This is a genomic window from Acidimicrobiales bacterium, assembly GCA_035546775.1.
Classification (GTDB): domain Bacteria; phylum Actinomycetota; class Acidimicrobiia; order Acidimicrobiales; family JACCXE01; genus JACCXE01.
Genome location: DASZWD010000072.1, coordinates 151,706 through 167,682 on the forward strand (window position 1 = coordinate 151,706; position 15,977 = coordinate 167,682).

Annotated in this window: 13 protein-coding genes; 6 read left to right on the top strand and 7 right to left on the bottom strand. The window is 69.6% G+C overall.

What is annotated here, in order from left to right; all coding sequences use genetic code 11:
• Positions 1–8 precede the first annotated feature (8 nt).
• The gene (corA, locus tag VHC63_18445; protein HVV38594.1) at positions 9–911 is read left to right on the top strand and encodes a magnesium/cobalt transporter CorA; all 903 of its coding nucleotides are present in this window, start codon (positions 9–11) and stop codon (positions 909–911) included.
• Positions 908–1,666 carry an RNA methyltransferase gene (locus VHC63_18450; GenBank protein ID HVV38595.1) on the top strand — a complete coding sequence of 253 codons (759 nt, stop codon included), beginning with the start codon at positions 908–910 and terminating at the stop codon, positions 1,664–1,666. The genes corA and VHC63_18450 overlap by 4 nt, the downstream gene beginning before the upstream one ends.
• On the opposite strand, the gene VHC63_18455 is transcribed toward VHC63_18450, so the two are convergent.
• On the bottom strand, positions 1,647–2,876 hold the full coding sequence (locus tag VHC63_18455; protein HVV38596.1) for a TrkA C-terminal domain-containing protein: 1,230 nt from the start codon (positions 2,874–2,876) through the stop codon (positions 1,647–1,649). The two genes, VHC63_18450 and VHC63_18455, sit on opposite strands and share 20 nt — an antisense overlap.
• Before the next feature lie 15 nt (positions 2,877–2,891).
• Complete coding sequence (locus tag VHC63_18460; protein HVV38597.1) at positions 2,892–4,115, bottom strand: magnesium transporter; 1,224 nt, start codon at positions 4,113–4,115, stop codon at positions 2,892–2,894.
• Positions 4,116–4,215: 100 nt separating this feature from the next.
• On the opposite strand from VHC63_18460, the gene VHC63_18465 reads away from it, so the two are divergent.
• Together VHC63_18465 and VHC63_18470 are read left to right on the top strand one after the other, a co-directional pair.
• On the top strand, positions 4,216–5,835 hold the full coding sequence (locus VHC63_18465; protein ID HVV38598.1) for a DUF885 domain-containing protein: 1,620 nt from the start codon (positions 4,216–4,218) through the stop codon (positions 5,833–5,835).
• Between the two features lie 104 nt (positions 5,836–5,939).
• The gene (locus VHC63_18470; GenBank protein HVV38599.1) at positions 5,940–6,431 is read left to right on the top strand and encodes a hypothetical protein; all 492 of its coding nucleotides are present in this window, start codon (positions 5,940–5,942) and stop codon (positions 6,429–6,431) included.
• Here the strand turns inward: VHC63_18470 and VHC63_18475 are convergent.
• Genes VHC63_18475 through VHC63_18490 form a run of 4 tightly spaced genes read right to left on the bottom strand, consistent with a single transcriptional unit; the run spans position 6,417 to position 10,235 of the window.
• A complete protein-coding gene (locus VHC63_18475) occupies positions 6,417–7,178 on the bottom strand; it encodes an LLM class F420-dependent oxidoreductase (protein HVV38600.1) in 762 nt (253 codons plus the stop codon). The two genes, VHC63_18470 and VHC63_18475, sit on opposite strands and share 15 nt — an antisense overlap.
• Positions 7,179–7,192: 14 nt before the next feature.
• The gene (locus VHC63_18480) at positions 7,193–7,789 is read right to left on the bottom strand and encodes an alpha/beta hydrolase (protein HVV38601.1); all 597 of its coding nucleotides are present in this window, start codon (positions 7,787–7,789) and stop codon (positions 7,193–7,195) included.
• Positions 7,786–9,435: an alkaline phosphatase family protein gene (locus tag VHC63_18485; protein ID HVV38602.1), complete on the bottom strand. Its 1,650-nt coding sequence runs from the start codon at positions 9,433–9,435 to the stop codon at positions 7,786–7,788. Before VHC63_18485 ends, VHC63_18480 begins: the two co-directional genes overlap by 4 nt.
• Positions 9,432–10,235, bottom strand: coding sequence for an isocitrate lyase/phosphoenolpyruvate mutase family protein (locus VHC63_18490; GenBank protein HVV38603.1), 804 nt, complete (start codon positions 10,233–10,235; stop codon positions 9,432–9,434). The genes VHC63_18485 and VHC63_18490 overlap by 4 nt, the downstream gene beginning before the upstream one ends.
• 18 nt (positions 10,236–10,253) lie before the next feature.
• Here VHC63_18490 and VHC63_18495 point away from each other — a divergent pair, with 18 nt between their 5' ends.
• Together VHC63_18495 and VHC63_18500 are read left to right on the top strand one after the other, a co-directional pair.
• On the top strand, positions 10,254–10,619 hold the full coding sequence (locus VHC63_18495) for a VOC family protein (GenBank protein HVV38604.1): 366 nt from the start codon (positions 10,254–10,256) through the stop codon (positions 10,617–10,619).
• Positions 10,620–10,695: 76 nt separating this feature from the next.
• Positions 10,696–12,102, top strand: coding sequence for a hypothetical protein (locus tag VHC63_18500; protein HVV38605.1), 1,407 nt, complete (start codon positions 10,696–10,698; stop codon positions 12,100–12,102).
• Between the two features lie 480 nt (positions 12,103–12,582).
• On the opposite strand, the gene VHC63_18505 is transcribed toward VHC63_18500, so the two are convergent.
• Positions 12,583–15,903: an error-prone DNA polymerase gene (locus VHC63_18505; GenBank protein ID HVV38606.1), complete on the bottom strand. Its 3,321-nt coding sequence runs from the start codon at positions 15,901–15,903 to the stop codon at positions 12,583–12,585.
• Positions 15,904–15,977 lie beyond the last annotated feature (74 nt).

Consider the following 15,977-nt stretch of genomic DNA (forward strand, 5'->3'; position numbering starts at 1 on the left):
TCGCGACCATGCCGGTGCGTGAGCTGCTCGACGAGTCGAAGGTCTGCTGGATCGACGTCGTCGACGCGACGCCCGACGAGATCGCACAGCTCGCGTCGAGGTACCACCTCGACGCGATGGCGGTCGAGGACATCAGCGAGCCGGGCCAGCGCCCGAAGCTCGAGCTGTACCCGCACCACGCGTTCCTCGTCGCCTACGCCGCCAACCTCGCCGAGGTCGACGTGTTCATCGGCGACGACTGGGTCATCACGGTGCGCGAGCGCAACCGCAACGGCGACGTGTGGGAGCCGACGCCGGCGCGCACGCGCTGCGACCGCGTCGAACCCGGCGCGCGCGGGACCGGCATCGTGGTGCACGCCATTCTCGACGAGATCGTCGACGGGTACTTCGACCGCCTCGACGCCGTCGAGGACCGCATCGAAGACCTCGAGAACGACGTGTTCGAGCCGCCCCGCGGCATGACCGAGACGCAGATCCAGCAGCGGCTCTTCGACATCCGCCACGAGCTCGTCGCGTTCCGCCGCAAAGTCATCCCGCTGCGCGAGGTGCTCGCCGCGCTGCTGCGCGGCGAGGTGCCGGCGTTGACCGGCCCGCTCCTGCCGCTGCTGCAGGACGTGTTCGACCATCTGCTGCGCGCCGTCGACACCATCGACAGCCATCGCGAGCTCATGGGCAACGCCGTCGACGCCCACCTCGCGATCATCTCGAACCGCATGAACGAAGTGATGAAGCTCATGACTTCTTGGGGCGCCATCCTTCTCGGGTCGACGCTCGTGGCCGGCATCTACGGCATGAACTTCCTGCACATGCCCGAACTCCAGTGGCGCTACGGGTACGCGTACGCGCTCGGCCTCATGCTGACCATCACCGTCCTCGGCTACTGGTACTTCCGCCGCCGCGACTGGTTGTGACCCGCACTCTGCGCTCGGCCAACGCCGAGTTCCAGGTGCTGCGGGCGCTGGCGGCGAACCGCCAGACGCGCAACCGCGAGAACGCGTTCGTCGTGCAGGGGGTGCGCAACATCGACGCGGCGCGGGCGCACGGCTGGACGGTGCGGATGGCGCTGACGCCGATGGGTGGGTCGCGCTCGACCTGGGCCGACGGTGTCGTGGCCGGCGTCGAGGACCACGTCGAGCTGGCGCCGTCGCTGTTCGACGAACTCGCCGAGCGCGAGGAGCGTCCCGAACTGCTGCTCGTAGTCGAGAAGCGACGCGTCTCCCTGGACGGTGTCGTGCTGGCAACGGTGCTCGACCGCCCGTCGAGCCCCGGCAACATCGGCACGATCATCCGCACCGCCGACGCGCTCGGCGGTGACGCGGTGATCGTCATCGGCCACGGCGCCGATCCCTACGACCCGCGCGCCGTGCGGGCATCGACCGGTTCGTTCTTTGCCGTACCGGTGGTCGAGGCGCCCAACGCCGACGCTCTCGGCGAACTCGGCGTCACCCTCGTGGCCACCGACGAGCACGGCGACACGCCCCTCGATCAGCTCCCCGCCGGACCGCTGGCGTTGCTGTTCGGCAACGAGACGACGGGGCTGAGCCGTGCGCTGCGCGAGGCCGCAGCCGTCACCGTGGCGATTCCGATGACGGGCACGGCGTCGTCGCTCAACGTGGCGGCGGCGCACGCCATCGTGTTACACGCCGCTAGTACCCGACGGGGATGAGTTCGTCGGCGCCGGTCTCGTCGTCTTCGATCAGCTCGTAGCCGCACAGCTGCGCCAGGAGGGTGTGGCCCTCGTCCGGACCGGTCGCGATCAGCTCGTCGCCCACCTGGAGCACGACCTCCTTGCGCGGCCGGTACAAATAACGGCTGTCGCGCCGGATGGCGAGCAGGTAGAAGCCGGTCTCAGTCTCGAGGCGCAGCGAGCCCAGCGACGCGCCCTCGGCGGTTGACCCGGCGGCCACCGGCACCCGCACGACGACCTCATCAGAGTCACCGAACGCGACACCGAGAATCGGGTGCAACTCTTCCCCCTCGGTGACGAGACGCACCATGCTCTGGGCCGCGCCGGTGACGACTTCGGCCGCCTGGGCGAGGTGCAGCAAGCCCCGCAGCGGCGACGGATCGATCTGGCCGTCGGCCGACCGCAGCACCCACAGCTCGAGGCGCTCCTTCATGTCGTCGACGCGATCTTCGAGGTGGTCGACTTCGGCGGCGAGGCCGCGGTCGCGCAGCACCAGCGCCGAATACGCCAGACCGACGGCGACCTCGGACAGGTTCTTCATCTCGACCAGCACGTCGATGGCGCGGTCGAGGTCGGAGGGGACTTCTTCGGCACTCGCCTCCGGCGGTTCGTAGTTCGGGGCACCGGCCATGGCGCGCAGCCGTGGGATTCCGGCCGACGCGCCTTGAGTGAACACCACATCCCCCGGCACGAGCACGACGTCGCCGTCGATGTCGGTCATCCAGTCGCGCACACGCCGGATCGCCACGACGCGCATGCCGCAGACCGTCGGCAGCTCGAGATCGCACAGTGGGCGGTGCGCCATGTGCGAGCCGTCGCGCACCCGCACCCGGTGGGACACCTCTTCGGCTGCCGAGAGATCGGCGACGAGGGCCCGCGGGATCCCGAGGCGGCGCGTGACAATGGCGCCGATGTCGACGGCCGCGCCGCCGACGCGCTCGATGGCGCTGATGACCGACAGCACGCTGGCCATTGCTTCGGCGTCGCGAGGCGAACGGGCGGCGATGACGGCGGTGGCGCGGCCCTGCTGGGCGAGCTCGGCGAGCCGATCCTCCAGTTCGTCGACCTCGTCGGCCATGCCCGGGTCGCCGAAGTAGAGCGCGGCGTACGCCAGGTCGACCATCAGCTCCGAGGTGTCTTTCGCCTCGGACAGCAGGGTCCGCAGATTGCGGGGTTTATCGGTGTCCATATGTCGCGTTCAGCCTCATGAATGTACGCCAAAAAGGAGCAGGGCCAAGATGAGTGCCATCGCGCCGACCAGATCCATCGAGGACGTGATCAGCGGAATGCCGTGATTGTCGGGGTCGAACCCGAACCGGTACGTGACAACGCTGCCGTAATAGGCGATCAGCGTCGCCACCAGCGTCGAGAGGAACCCGCCGACGAGTGACACCGCCACCATGCGCAGCGACCCCGGGCTGGCGAGATGTAGCACGAAGGCCACGAGGTCAGACGACAGCGCGACGAACACGAACGTCGGGACGGCGAAGACGAACGCCATGGCCATGTCGTCGCGCGCCGACCGGTTGGGCACGAGCTCGCTGGTGACGGTACCGAGGTGCAGCTTGCTCGCCAGGCGGCTGGCGACGATGCCGCCGAGCGCGCCGGTGTCTTCGAGGAACGGCGGGATGAGCACGAGCAGCGCCGGGAATGCGCTGAAGGCGTCGAGCCGCTTCTGGATCGTGAGCCCGGCGACGAGGTCGATGGTGCCGGCGATGAGGAGGATCGGCAGCGACTCGACGACGACACGCCGCATGATCGGCAGCTTCGTTCGCCACGCCGAGAACGCGCCGGCGAGGGCGATAACGGCGAGCACCGGCGCCAACGTGTTGGTGACCGCCCCGTGGCCGACGAGCAGGCTCGCCAGTACGAGCGCCGGCAACGTGACGATGTCGCCCGCAGCGGTGACGAGCGGTGCGGCGACGTTGTCCATGTCCCAGCCGCGGTTGGCCGCCTGCGCGGAGACCGCCAACGTGAGCGCCAACACGACGATCGACGACAGCACGCCGCCGATCACCGAGACCACGACGTAGTCGGCAACGGTGATGGTGTGCTCACCAAAGACCGAGCCGACGGCTTGGGCGAGCACCGCCAGCGCCACCGACAGCAGCAGCGTGAGCGCCACGGCCGCCAGCACGTTCTGACCGACGAGCGTGTCGCGCCGGCGCGTGAGCGTGAAGGTACCGGTGTGGATCGACGTCCCCAGGCGGCTGCCGAGGGCGCCGAAGATGTTGCCGCGCATGCCGATGGCCGCGGGGACGAGGATCAGCAGACCGGGAAGGCGTTCGAGGGTGTGGGTGGCGGAGCCGAGCGTGACGCCGGCGATCAGATCACCGAGCGACGAAACTGCGAGCGCGGAGACGCCCTGACGCAGCCCGGCTGCGTCGGTAACCAGAGTCGACCAGAAGCGTGTGAACGCGCGCTTCACGACTCGGAGGCTCCCCGTGGATCCGCATGCGGGCAAGGTTACCCTCGCGCCCACCCAGCCCACCCGGCATCTTCGGGTCGCCTCGCTACGCTCGGCTCCCATGTCTGATTTCGACGCGTTGGTTGACGAGTGGATCGACTACGAGCTGTCCGAAGTACCGGTCCGCGCCACGCAACTCGGTATCGACGGTCACAACGAGCTGCTCGGCGACTTCAGCGAGGCAGCGCACGCACGGCGCGACGTCGCCGACGACGAGTGGTTGGCGCGCGTGCAGCAGATCGACGAGTCGACGCTCACCTTCGACCAACGCATCGACCGGGTCCTGCTCGAGTCGACGCTCACCGGCCGCAAGATCAACCGCACATGGACGGGATGGCGGCGCGATCCGGGGAGCTACCCGAACGTCGGGCTGCAGGGCGTGTTCGCGCTGTTCTTGCACCGCGTCCATCCCGAGCCGGACCTGGCGCGCTTCGCCATCGCGCGGATGCAGGCGTTGCCCGCGGTCCTCGAGGACGCCAAGCGCAACATCGACCCTGACCTCGTGCCGCCGCTGTTCGTCGAGCGCGCCGTCGGCCCGTGCCGAGCGGGCATCGGTTACTTCCGTGACCTCGTGCCCGCCGAGATCGGCGACGAGAAGCTGCGCGCCGAAGTCGCCGAAGCCGGCGACGCAGCCGCAGCCGCGCTCGAGGGCTATCTGCGCTGGCTCGACGAGCTCGCACCCAAGGCGCAGGGCGATTGGGTGTACGGCGAGATGCGGTACAGCGCGCTGCTGCAGGAAAAGGAAGTACTCGGGTTCAACACCGAGGGACTCAACGCCCTCGGCCACAGCGCGTTCGACACCGTCGAGGTGGAGCTTGCCGAGGTGGCCAAGCGCATCGACGCGACCAGCGATTGGCGCACCATCAACAAGAACCTGACGCAGCAGCATCCGGCGTCCCCCGAAGACATGCGCGCCCGCTACGAAGCGTGCACCGCGCAGGCGCGCCAGTTCCTCGTCGACCGCGGCCTCGTCACGCTGGCCGACGGCGAGGAGTGCATCGTCGAGCCGTCGCCTCCGTTTCAGCGGCCGATTCTCGCCGTCGCCTCCTACGCCACTCCCCCGGCGTTCAAGCCGACCCTCACCGGACACTTCTTCGTGCCCTTCCCGCCCGACGGCACGCCCGCGGACCAGGTCCAGCAGCGACTGGCGACCAACAGCTTCCACTCGATCCCCACGATCACCGCGCACGAGGCCTATCCCGGGCACCACTGGCACCTCACGTGGATGCAGGGCAATCCGCGGCCGTTGCGCAAGATGCTCACCACGCCGTACTTCTCCGAAGGCTGGGGTCTCTACGCCGAGCGCGTGATGTACGAGAACGGCTTCTTCGCAAGCGACGCCGAGGTCCTCGGCCACCTCGACGCCCGCATCTTCCGGGCGGCGCGCATCATCGTCGACACGTCGCTGCACACCGGGTCGATGACCTTCGGCCAGGCAGTGGAGTTCATGACTGCGAATACGTCGTTGTCACCGGCGACGGCCGTCGCCGAAGTGAAGCGCTACTGCGCCTGGCCGACGCAGGCGGCCTCGTATCTCACCGGTTGCCTGGAGATCGAGCGCATCCGGCAACGGTTCCTCGACGCCGGCCGCGGTGACCTACGCGACTTTCACAACCGCCTCGCGGGGTCGGGCGCGCTGCCGATCGGGCTCGCCGAACGCGCCGTAATGGAATCGACCTGACCGACGCCCTCACCCTCCTGGTACTCGCCTTCATCGGCTATCGCATCTTCGGCGGCGCGCGCCTGCTCGGTCGGCCCGAAGTACGCGCCCATGTCGGCGACATCGTGCGCGGGTTGCGCTTCCGCCACTTCGCGCTGGCGTGGCCCGTGCTGTTCGTCGTGCTGCTCGTTGCCAGCGTGCTGCTGCTCGTACCCGGCTTGTCGTGGGGGTGGTGGAGCGCGATCGGTGGCGTCGGCACACCGGTGTTCGGTGTGTCCAACAACACCGCCGGTAGCCCGCTCGAGTGGGTCATCCCGGCGCTGTTCGCCGTCATGCTCATTCCTGCGCTGCCGCTGTTCGCCGAGGCCGAGGAGCGCATGTTCCGCCTCGGCGCCGAGCAGTGGTCGAACGGACGACGCGTCCGGCGTGCCGTCGAGTTCGGGTTGGCGCACGCGCTGATCGGTATCCCGATCGGCGTCGCGCTCGCGTTGTCCATCGGCGGGCTGTACTTCACGTGGGCCTACCTGCGCGGCGGCGTGCCCGAAAGCACGCGCGCCCACCTCGCCTACAACCTCACGATCGTGTTCATCATCGCGGTGGCGCTACTTGCCGGCTAGCTCCATGCCCTTCTCGACCCACGACAGGTCGTAGGGCGGGCCAAGACTGACCAGAACGTGGTCGGCCCCGGCCTCCACGTACTGCGGCAGCGCATCGATGAACGGCGCCACCACCATCACGGTCCGCTCGATCGCCTTCGGGTCGCGGCCGACCTTGTCGCACCACTCGTCGAGGATCCTGTTCTTGCGCCCAAACTCCTCGGGGGTGCCGCCGGCGTTCCAGGCATCGGCGTGTTCGGCCACGAGGCGCAGCGTCACCTTCTCGCCACCACCGCCGATCAGGATCGGCAGGTCGCCCATCGGCGGCGGGTTGAGCTTGGCCAGGCGCGCCTTGATGCGAGGCAGCGCCGCCTCGAGTTGCTTCAGCCGTCCGGGCGCGGTGCCGAACTCGTATCCGTACTCCTCGTAGTCGCGCTCGAACCAGCCCGAGCCGATTCCGAGATACAAGCGTCCGCCCGAGAGGTGGTCGACGGTGCGCGCCATGTCGGCTAGCAACTCCGGGTTGCGGTAGCTGTTGCACGTCACGAGCATCCCGAACTTCGCCTGCTGCGTTTCACAGGCGATGGCGGCGAGCAACGACCAGCCTTCGAAGTGTGCGGCCGACGGGTCGCCGTAGAGCGGGTAGAAGTGGTCCCACGTCCAGATCGAGTCGACGCCCATGGCGTCGGCGCCCTTCCACGCGGCGCGCAGTTGGTCGATCGTCGTGTCTTGCGGATGCAGTTGCACCCCCACCTTGCAGATAGCCATGCGCTGCAACGTAGTCAGTCGAGTTCGGCGGCGATCGCCGCGATGCCCGCCTTCGTCGTCACCGCGCCGACGTGGCCCGTGCGGATGTCGAGGGCGTTGTCGGCCGCCTGCGGCGGGCGGGCGTCGTCACCGGCGAACCGATCGCGGCTCGACCACAGCGCCGACCAGCGCGCCGCGGGTTTGGCCGCCACGTCGTCACGAAAGCGCGCGCAACAGGGCGCCGCGCCGCAGTCGAGCGCGCCCATGAGGTTGACCCCGCGAGCGCGCAGGCCGCGCAGCGCGGCGGCGACTTGGTCGACGCCGGGTCGATCCGGCGGACCGATCGACCACGGCGTCACCACGGTGACGAGGCGGGCGACGAGGTCAGGACGGCGCACGGCCACGACGCGTCCGAGCTGGCCACCGCGGCTGTGCCCCACCACGGCTACGTGGTCGCCGGCCGCGAATTCGTCGAGCCAGGACTCGAGGCGTTGCACCGTCGCCTCGCCGCAGTCGAGGTTGAAGCCCAGTGGCGCGACGCGCACGTCGTGGCCGGCGCCGCGCAAGGCGTCACGCAGCGGGCGGAGCAACGCCGGCGGCGCGCCGAACCCGCCGACGAGCGCGACCTTCACGCGCGATCGGCGGCGACGCGCCGGCGCAGCACTGCGGCGACGGCCGCCGCCCCCGCCACGGCGCCCACTGGCAACGACGGTCCGCCGGTTCGGGCCAGGATGCCGCCCCCGACGGGCACCGGATCAGACACCGTGGCCGCGCACACGGCGGTCTTCGGTTTCACGCCCGACTCCTGAGTCGGCATGTGCTGCTCCTGCCAACCCGAGACCTTCGGCAGCGACGCGCATTCGTCCTTGGCCACCTGTAACAGCTCGACGGCGTCGGGCAGCTGCGGCACCGACGCGTCGGTCACGCAGCCGAAGTTGAACGCCGAGGTGAGGTCACCCGCCGTCGTGCGCCGCCACGCGCTGAGGTTGGGTACCTCGACGCCGAAGCGCTTTTCGAGCAGCCGCAGCGTCGACGTGTGGTCGAACGTCTCGCTGCACACGTAGCCGCCGCGGCTGAACGGCGAGATCACGAGCGTTGGGACGCGAAAGCCGAACCCGATCGGCCCGGCGAAGGGCGTCGACTCGGGTGCAGCCGCCAACCCGCTGGCGGTGAGGTACTCGCCCTCCGTGCCCGGCGGCGGCGTCGGCGGCACGACGTGATCGAAGAAGCCGCCGTTCTCGTCGTAGGTGACGATGAACGCTGTCTTGGCCCACACCGCCGGGTTCGACGTCAGCGCGTCGAGGATCGACTGGATGAACACCGCGCCCTGCGCCGGCATCGCTTCGGGGTGCTCTGAGTTCCTCTTCGACTGGATGATCCACGACACCTGCGGCAGGTTCCCGCTCTGCACGTCGGCGCGGATCTTCGCGGCGGTCTGCCCGTAGGGGATCAGCGTGCGGCAGCGCCGGTTGAGCTCGCTGTTGGGCACCTGGTGCTGCAAGAAGTACTTGAGGACGTTGTCGTCGTAGTCGTCGGCCTCGGTGTACACCCACCAGTCGACGCCGGCCGCCTGGAGTCGCTCGGGATACGTCGTCCAACTGAAGTCGTAGTTGGGGTACTTCTGGTTGTTGGTTTCGGGACCACCGTGCTTGCCCTCGTGGTCGAGCATCCCCGTCATCATGTAGAGGCGGTTCGGGATCGTCGGGCCGAGCACCGAGCAGAAGTAGCGATCGCAGATCGTGAACGCATCGGCCAGCGCGTAGTGGAACGGCAAGTCGGCGCGGGTGAAGTAGCTCATGGTGCGAGCGCCACCGACCGTCGGGTCGTGGTCCGACACGAGGTCGGCCACCGAATGCGACGTGACGAACGCCGCGTTGGTGCCGTTGGCCAGCGACACGTGCTGGCTCTGCCACGTGTGGTCGACGTCGGCCATGCATTGCGCGGCGGACGCCGTCGGCTGCACGCGCCACGGCAACATGGTGGCGCCGACGCCGTTGAGCGGATTCGGGTCGATCTGCTCGAAGACGCTGCGACCGGTGATCGGGTCGCGATGCACCGTGGGGTCGGCGAAGCCGGCGACGCCCGCCAGCGTGCCGAAGTAGTGGTCGAAGCTGCGGTTCTCCTGGCACAGGATGACGAAGTGCTCGATGTCATCGAGCGCCGAACCGCTCGGCGCCACCGTCGCCAATGCGGCGCGCGTTGCAGTCGACATCCCCGCGAACGCGGCGGCGCCACCCACGAGCCCGGCGCCGAGCAACTTGCGTCGTGTGATCGTCACGCGCCGAACGCACCTCGAATCGTGTCGCGCGCCGCGGCGATGGCGTCCCAATACCCGTAGGTCCCCGCAGCCTTCAACTCGGTCGCGGCTGCAATCACGGCCGCGTACGCGGCGTACATGAGCGAGCCGCCGACCGAGATGCGCGCCGCGCCGGCGGCCGCGACCTCACCGACCGCCGGACACCCCTGCAGCACCAGGACGTTGACGGGCGCGTCGACGGACGACACCACCGCGCGCACCTGCTCGATGGCGCGCAGGCCCGGCACGAAGATCACGTCGGCGCCAGCCGCGCCAAACGCCTGGGCGCGGGCGATGGCATCGTCGAGATCGTCGACGCCGTGGATCAGGTTCTCGGCCCGCGCCGTGAGCACCAGGTTGTTGGCGTGCGCCGCCTCGGCCGCGGCGCGCACCCGTTCGACGGCGAGTGCCCGGTCGTAGATGGCGCTGCCCGACCAGTCCTCGATGGATACACCGGCCAGACCAGTGGCGCCCGCCCGGGCGACGCTGTCGGCCACGAGCATCGGTTCGTCGGCGAAGCCGTTCTCGTAGTCGGCGGCGACGGGCACGGCGACGGCTTCGCTCAGCGCCGTGCAGTGCTCCAAGACCTCGCCGCGGGTCATGCGCCCGTCGAGGCGACCGAACGTGCCCGCCGCCCCGCTGCTCGTCGTCGCGATCGCCTTGAAGCCCAGCGCCGCGAGGATCTTGGCGGAGCCCACGTCGAAGGCGTTCGGCTGGAGCAACGGGTCGCCCGGGACGTGGAGGGCGAGGAACTCCGCCGCCTTGCCCGAGAACGTCGTCATGGCTCTTAGGCTCGCACAATGGCCGCGGGACTGACCGAGATCGTCATCGACTGCAACGACATGCGACGCGTCGCCGAGTTCTGGAGCGCAGTGCTCGACTGGCCCGTGCGCGAGGCCGACAACGGCGAATTGTGGATCTCGGCCACGGGTGACTACGACGCCCGCCCCTTCATCGTGTTCGTGCCCGTGCCCGAACCCAAGACCGTGAAGGACCGCATCCACCTCGACATCAACCCGCGCGGTTGCGAGCAGGCCGAGGAACTCGAGCGACTGCTGGCGCTCGGCGCCACCCGCGTCGACGTGGGCCAGGGGGAGCAGCGCTGGATCGTGCTCGCTGACCCCGAAGGCAACGAGTTCTGCCTCCTCGCCCGCCGCATCGACTAGGTCGCGCCCCGCACTCGTCGGCCAGACTGCTCCCATGCTGGGGCACTTCCGACGTTCGTTCTTCGTAGCTGTCGCCGTGGCGACCTTGGTTGCCGTCGGTGCGCCCGACGCCCACGCGGCGGCCACCTATTCCAATCCGCAGTACCGCGCCCACGACCTCGACAACGTGGCGCGCTCGACGGCGCACGGGCGCCAGATCCAGTACGTCACCGACGTCGACTACGACCGCGCCTTCACCCCGGCCGCCGCCGAGTCGTTCCTCAAGGACCTCGGCCGCCAGGTCGCCGACCTACCCCACGGCCGCGTGTACGCCACGCTCGGCCAGCTGTTGCCGGGCGGATCCGTCGGCGACCCGACGCGCTACCACGAGGGCAACCCGATTCCCGTCGCCTTCGCGTCGCGCACCGGCGCCAAGCTCCTGGGCCGGCTGTGGACCGACGGCAAGCCCGGCCTGCACCCGGCGGTCGTCATCACCCCCGGCTCGATCCAGGGCACGCAGCACTTCTACTGGTGGGCGGCGCGCACGCTCGCCCGCGCCGGTTTCGTGGTGCTGACCTTCGACGCCCAGGGCCAGGGCGAGAGCGAGACGTTCGGTCACAAGCCGGGCAAGATCACCCCGACGCGCAATGGCTTTCCGTTCCAGCAGGCGCCGAACTTCATCAACGGCACCGTCGACGCCATCCGCTTCATGCTGTCGTCGACCGCCGCGCCCTACGTGCCCGGCGGCTGGAGCGACGCGAAGGCCGCGACGGTCCGCCACTCCGACGACTCGCTGATGTGGGTCAACCCACTCGAACCGATCGTCGATCCGAACAACCTCGGCCTCGCGGGCCACTCGCTCGGCGCGAGCGCCATCTCCGTCGTCCAGCAGTGCAGCGACGCCGCGACGCTGTGGAAGACGCTGTCGGTGTGCGCCGGGCGGTCGTATCCGATCCGCGCCGTCGTGGCGTGGGACGGCCTGTCGTCGGCGGGCATCGTGCCGGTCGTGCCGGCGATGAACCAGCAAGCCGACGGTTACTTCCTCAATCCCGAGCCGTCCTACACCGCTCCGTCCAAGACGGCCCACCTGGCGCCGATGCAGGCGTGGGAAGCGAAGGGCGTCGACGTGTACTCGTTCAGTGTGCGCGGTGGCACCCACATCGAGTGGGTCGACGTGCCCTACATCCTGCCGTCGACGACGTATGGCCACCTGCTCGCCGATCACTACACGCGGGCGTGGATGCAGCGCTACGTGGCGACGGACCCCGCAACGCGCGCCGCCGCGTCGGCCGAGTTGCTCGCCGCGCCGGTGCACCAGACGGGGGCCAAGGCGCAGCGCCCGTGGCGCGCCGACTTCTTCTCGGCGCGGTACCTCGGTGGGTTCGCCTTCCACGACCCGAGCGGTGGCCTGCACACGACCAACGACATCCGCGTGTACGGCGGCGTCAGCAAAGTCGGCGACTGGAAGGGCGCCAATGCCGACAAGCCGGCGGTGCGCTACTAGCGAAGAGGGACGCCTCCGCGAACCGGCGTTCGGGGAAGCGCGAGAGCGGTTCCGCGGAACCGATTTGCCCGCGCAGGGGTGGTTCGTCGAAGCGATCCTGGCGCTCCCCGGGACCGATGACGGGCGCTTGGAGCACGGCGACGAAACAGCGTTCGGGCGTTACGACGACGGTCCGGCCTGGCCGTGTCTGCCGTCGCCGTGGATTCGCCCGGTGATCTCGCGGGTTGCGCCGGGCTATCCAACCCATCCGACGTCTCTTCCCGAGTACTTCTGCCGGACGAAGTCGGTGGCGGCTGGCCCGCGCCTCTGCAATCGCGGCGGACTCGGTCCTCGCGCGGCGCTCACCCACCCGGGCATCGACCCGGCGATAGGAGACGCACAAGACTCATGCCCGTTTGTGGGGGTAAAAACTGTTCTCGGAGCCGAATTCGCCCCCAGAAAGCGTCGCCAAAGTGCCGGGAGACGACACGAACCGTCGGCTTAGCGGAAGTCCCGCGACTGCGGCACGGAGGCGATCGGCAAGGACAGCGTTTCGATCTTCTCGGCTCGCAGGTTGATCACGTTCGACGCCGACTCGACGACGCCACGAATCAACAGCGCGCTCGCGCCCCGCGCCGCGCGGCGGTAACGGTTCCACACGCCCTGCGAGCACACGACGTTGACCAGACCGGTCTCGTCTTCGAGGTTGAGGAAGGTGGCACCACCCGCGGTCGCCGGGCGCTGGCGGTGGGTGACCACTCCCCCGACGGTCACCTTGGTGCGGTCGGGCACGTCGCGTAGGGCGATCGCCGGCAGCGCGCCCAGCTTCACCAGGGTTGGTCGCAGGTGGGCCATGGCGTGGCTGTTGGGCGACACGCCCGTGGCCCACAGATCGGCCGCCGTGGTTTCGACCGCCGTCATGCCCGGCAGCCGCGGCGCACCCACGCCGACTACGACCCCGGGAATCGTGTTGGGTCGCGCCGCTTCGGCCACCGCGCCCGCCGACCACAACGCCTCACGCCGGGCGACGCCGAAACAGTCGAACGCGCCGGCCGTCGCCAGCGCTTCGAGTTGGGTGACGGTGAGCTGCGCGGCGCGCGCCACCTCGTCGATCGACGTGTAGGGCCGCGCCGCCGCGATGCGTTCGGCCACGTCGTCGCCGATCGAGCGCACCGCGCCGATGCCGAGTCTTATCCCGAACCCGCCCGCCGACTCCGTGTCCGCCTCGAGGCACGCGCCGGAGCGCGACGCGTTCACGTCGGGGCCGAACACCCGCACGCCGTGGCGGCGCGCATCCGCGGTCAACGTGGCCGGCGACCAGAAGCCCATCGGCTGGGCGTTGAGCAACGCGGCGCAGAAGGCCGCCGGATAGTGGTACTTGAGCCAGCACGACGAGTACACGAGGTAGGCGAAGGACACCGAGTGACTCTCGGGGAAGCCGTAGTTGGCGAACGCCGCGAGCTTGTCCCAGATGAGGTCGCCGGTCGCCTCGTCGATGCCGTTGCGCGCCATGCCGTCGAAGAACCGCTTGCGCAGCGCGTCCATGCGGGCGTGCGACCGCTTGGACCCCATCGCCTGACGCAGCTGGTCGGCGTCGGCCGCGCTGAACCCGGCGACGTCGATGGCCATCTGCATCAGCTGTTCCTGGAACAGCGGTACGCCGAGGGTCTTCTTGAGCGACTTCTCCAGCAGCGGGTGCAGGTAGGTGACGGGTTCCTCGCCGTTACGCCGCCGGATGTAGGGATGCACCGAGCCGCCCTGGATCGGGCCGGGACGGATCAGCGCGATCTCGACCACGAGGTCGTAGAAGTTGCGCGGCCGCAGGCGCGGCAGCGTCGCCATCTGCGCCCGCGACTCGATCTGGAACACGCCGACGGTGTCGGCCGCGCACACCATGTCGTAGATGCAGTCCTCCTGCGGAATGGTGGCGAGGTCGACGTCGACCCCGTGGAACTCGCGCACCAGGTCGACGGCGCCGTGCAGGGCTTCGAGCATGCCGAGACCGAGCAGGTCGAACTTCACCAGGCCGACGGCCGCGCAGTCGTCCTTGTCCCACTGCAACACCGTGCGCCCCGGCATGCGTCCCCACTCGACGGGCACGACTTCGAGCACCGGCCGGTCGCAGATCACCATGCCGCCCGAGTGGATGCCGAGGTGGCGCGGGAAGTGCTCGACCTGCAACGCCAGATCGATGACCGGTTGCGGGATCGTGATGTCGGTCATGGCCGCGGTCTTGGCCACCCCACCCCACGAGTCGACTTCTTTCGCCCAGGCGTCGAGCTGGCCGGGCGCCGCGCCCAGCGCCCGGCCCATGTCGCGCACCGCGGATTTGGCGCGGTAGGTGATGACGTTGGCCACCTGCGCCGCGTTCTGCCGTCCGTGCTTCTCGTAGACGTACTGGATGACTTCTTCGCGGCGGCCCGACTCGAGGTCGATGTCGATGTCGGGTGGGCCGTCGCGCTCAGGCGACAGGAAGCGTTCGAACAGCAGCCCGAGCGACACCGCGTCGGCGTTGGTGATGCCGAGGGCGTAACAGACCGCGCTGTTGGCCGCGCTGCCCCGTCCCTGGCAGAAGATGTTGCTGCGGCGGGCGAAGTCGCACAGGTCCCACACCACGAGGAAGTAGCCGGGGAAACCGAGTTGCTCGATCAGCGCCAGCTCGTGGTCGATCTGCTTGTAGGCGCCGGGCACGCGTTCTTCGCCGCGGCGGCCGTAGCGCTGCTGCGCGCCCATCTCGGTGAGCAGACGTAAGTAGGTCATCTCGGTGTGGCCCGGCGGCACGGGGAACGGCGGCAGGCTGGGCGCCACCAGCGACAGGTCGAAGGCGCAGGCGCGTCCGAGTTCCGCCGCCGCTTCGACCACGCCGGGATAGCGGGCGAAACGGCGCGCCTGCTCGCCGCCGGAGCGCAAACACGCGCTGGCCGACGACGGCAGCCACGGTTCGATGTCGTCGAGTGAACGACGGGCGCGCACGGCGGCCAGCGCAGTGGCCAGCGGGCGGCGCGCCGGTGACGCGTAGTGCACGTTGTTGGTGGCGACGACGCCGAGGCCCTGGCGCGCCGCCAGCTGCACCAGCGCGTCGTTGCGCGCCGAGTCCATCGGGTCGCCGTGGTCCCACAACTCCACGACGACGTTGTCGCGCCCGAAGCAGGCGACGATGTCGCTGAGTTCGCGCGCCGCGGCCGCTGGTCCCTCGCGATGCAGCGCGGCGGGCACGCGGGACTTGCGACACCCCGTCAGCACGACCCAGTTGCCCTTGTGCAGTTCGCACAGCCGCGCCTTCTCGTAGGTGGGATAGCCCTTCTCGCCGCCGGCGAGGTGCGCCTCACCGATGGCGCGGGCGAGCGAGGCGTAGCCCTGCGGGTTGCGGGCGACGATCAGCAGGTGGTCGGCGTGCGGGTCGGCGGCCGCCACCTTGTCCGAACCGGCGCGGGGTTCGAGCCGCTCGACGCCCGGCGGGCGCAGGCTCAACTCCGCGCCGAAGATCGTCGGCAGCCCCAGCGCCCGCGCCGCCTCGGCGAAGCGCACGACGCCGTAGAACCCGTCGTGGTCGGTGACGGCCAGCGCCTCGAGGCCGAGGCGAGCGGCCTCCTCGGCGAGTTCCTCGGGCGGCGACGCCCCGTCGAGGAACGAGAAGTTCGAGTGGCAGTGCAACTCGGCGTAGGGCGTCGTCGCCCGCCGACGGATGAGCGCCGGCGGTTCGGTGTACTTCTCCCGGTGGTTCGACCACGCCGGGCTGTCGCCCCCGTCGGCCCCCGCCGGCCGGTCGGTGAGGCGCCGGTGCAGCGCCGACCACGACATCGCCGGATTGTTGAACGCCACGATCCGAGGATATCGAACATCTGTTCGATCGTGTCAAGAGCGACCGTAGTTCCACCCCCGTGTGCGGAGTTGCT

What these genes read in the sequence shown, in the direction of transcription:
- VHC63_18490 (HVV38603.1), bottom strand. Translation starts at nt 10,235, where the DNA reads ATGACGACGTTCTCGGGCAAGGCGGCGGAGTTCCTCGCCCTCCACGTC.
- corA (HVV38594.1), top strand. Translation starts at nt 9, where the DNA reads ATGCCGGTGCGTGAGCTGCTCGACGAGTCGAAGGTCTGCTGGATCGAC.
- VHC63_18455 (HVV38596.1), bottom strand. Translation starts at nt 2,876, where the DNA reads ATGGACACCGATAAACCCCGCAATCTGCGGACCCTGCTGTCCGAGGCG.
- VHC63_18475 (HVV38600.1), bottom strand. Translation starts at nt 7,178, where the DNA reads ATGGCTATCTGCAAGGTGGGGGTGCAACTGCATCCGCAAGACACGACG.
- VHC63_18465 (HVV38598.1), top strand. Translation starts at nt 4,216, where the DNA reads ATGTCTGATTTCGACGCGTTGGTTGACGAGTGGATCGACTACGAGCTG.
- VHC63_18495 (HVV38604.1), top strand. Translation starts at nt 10,254, where the DNA reads ATGGCCGCGGGACTGACCGAGATCGTCATCGACTGCAACGACATGCGA.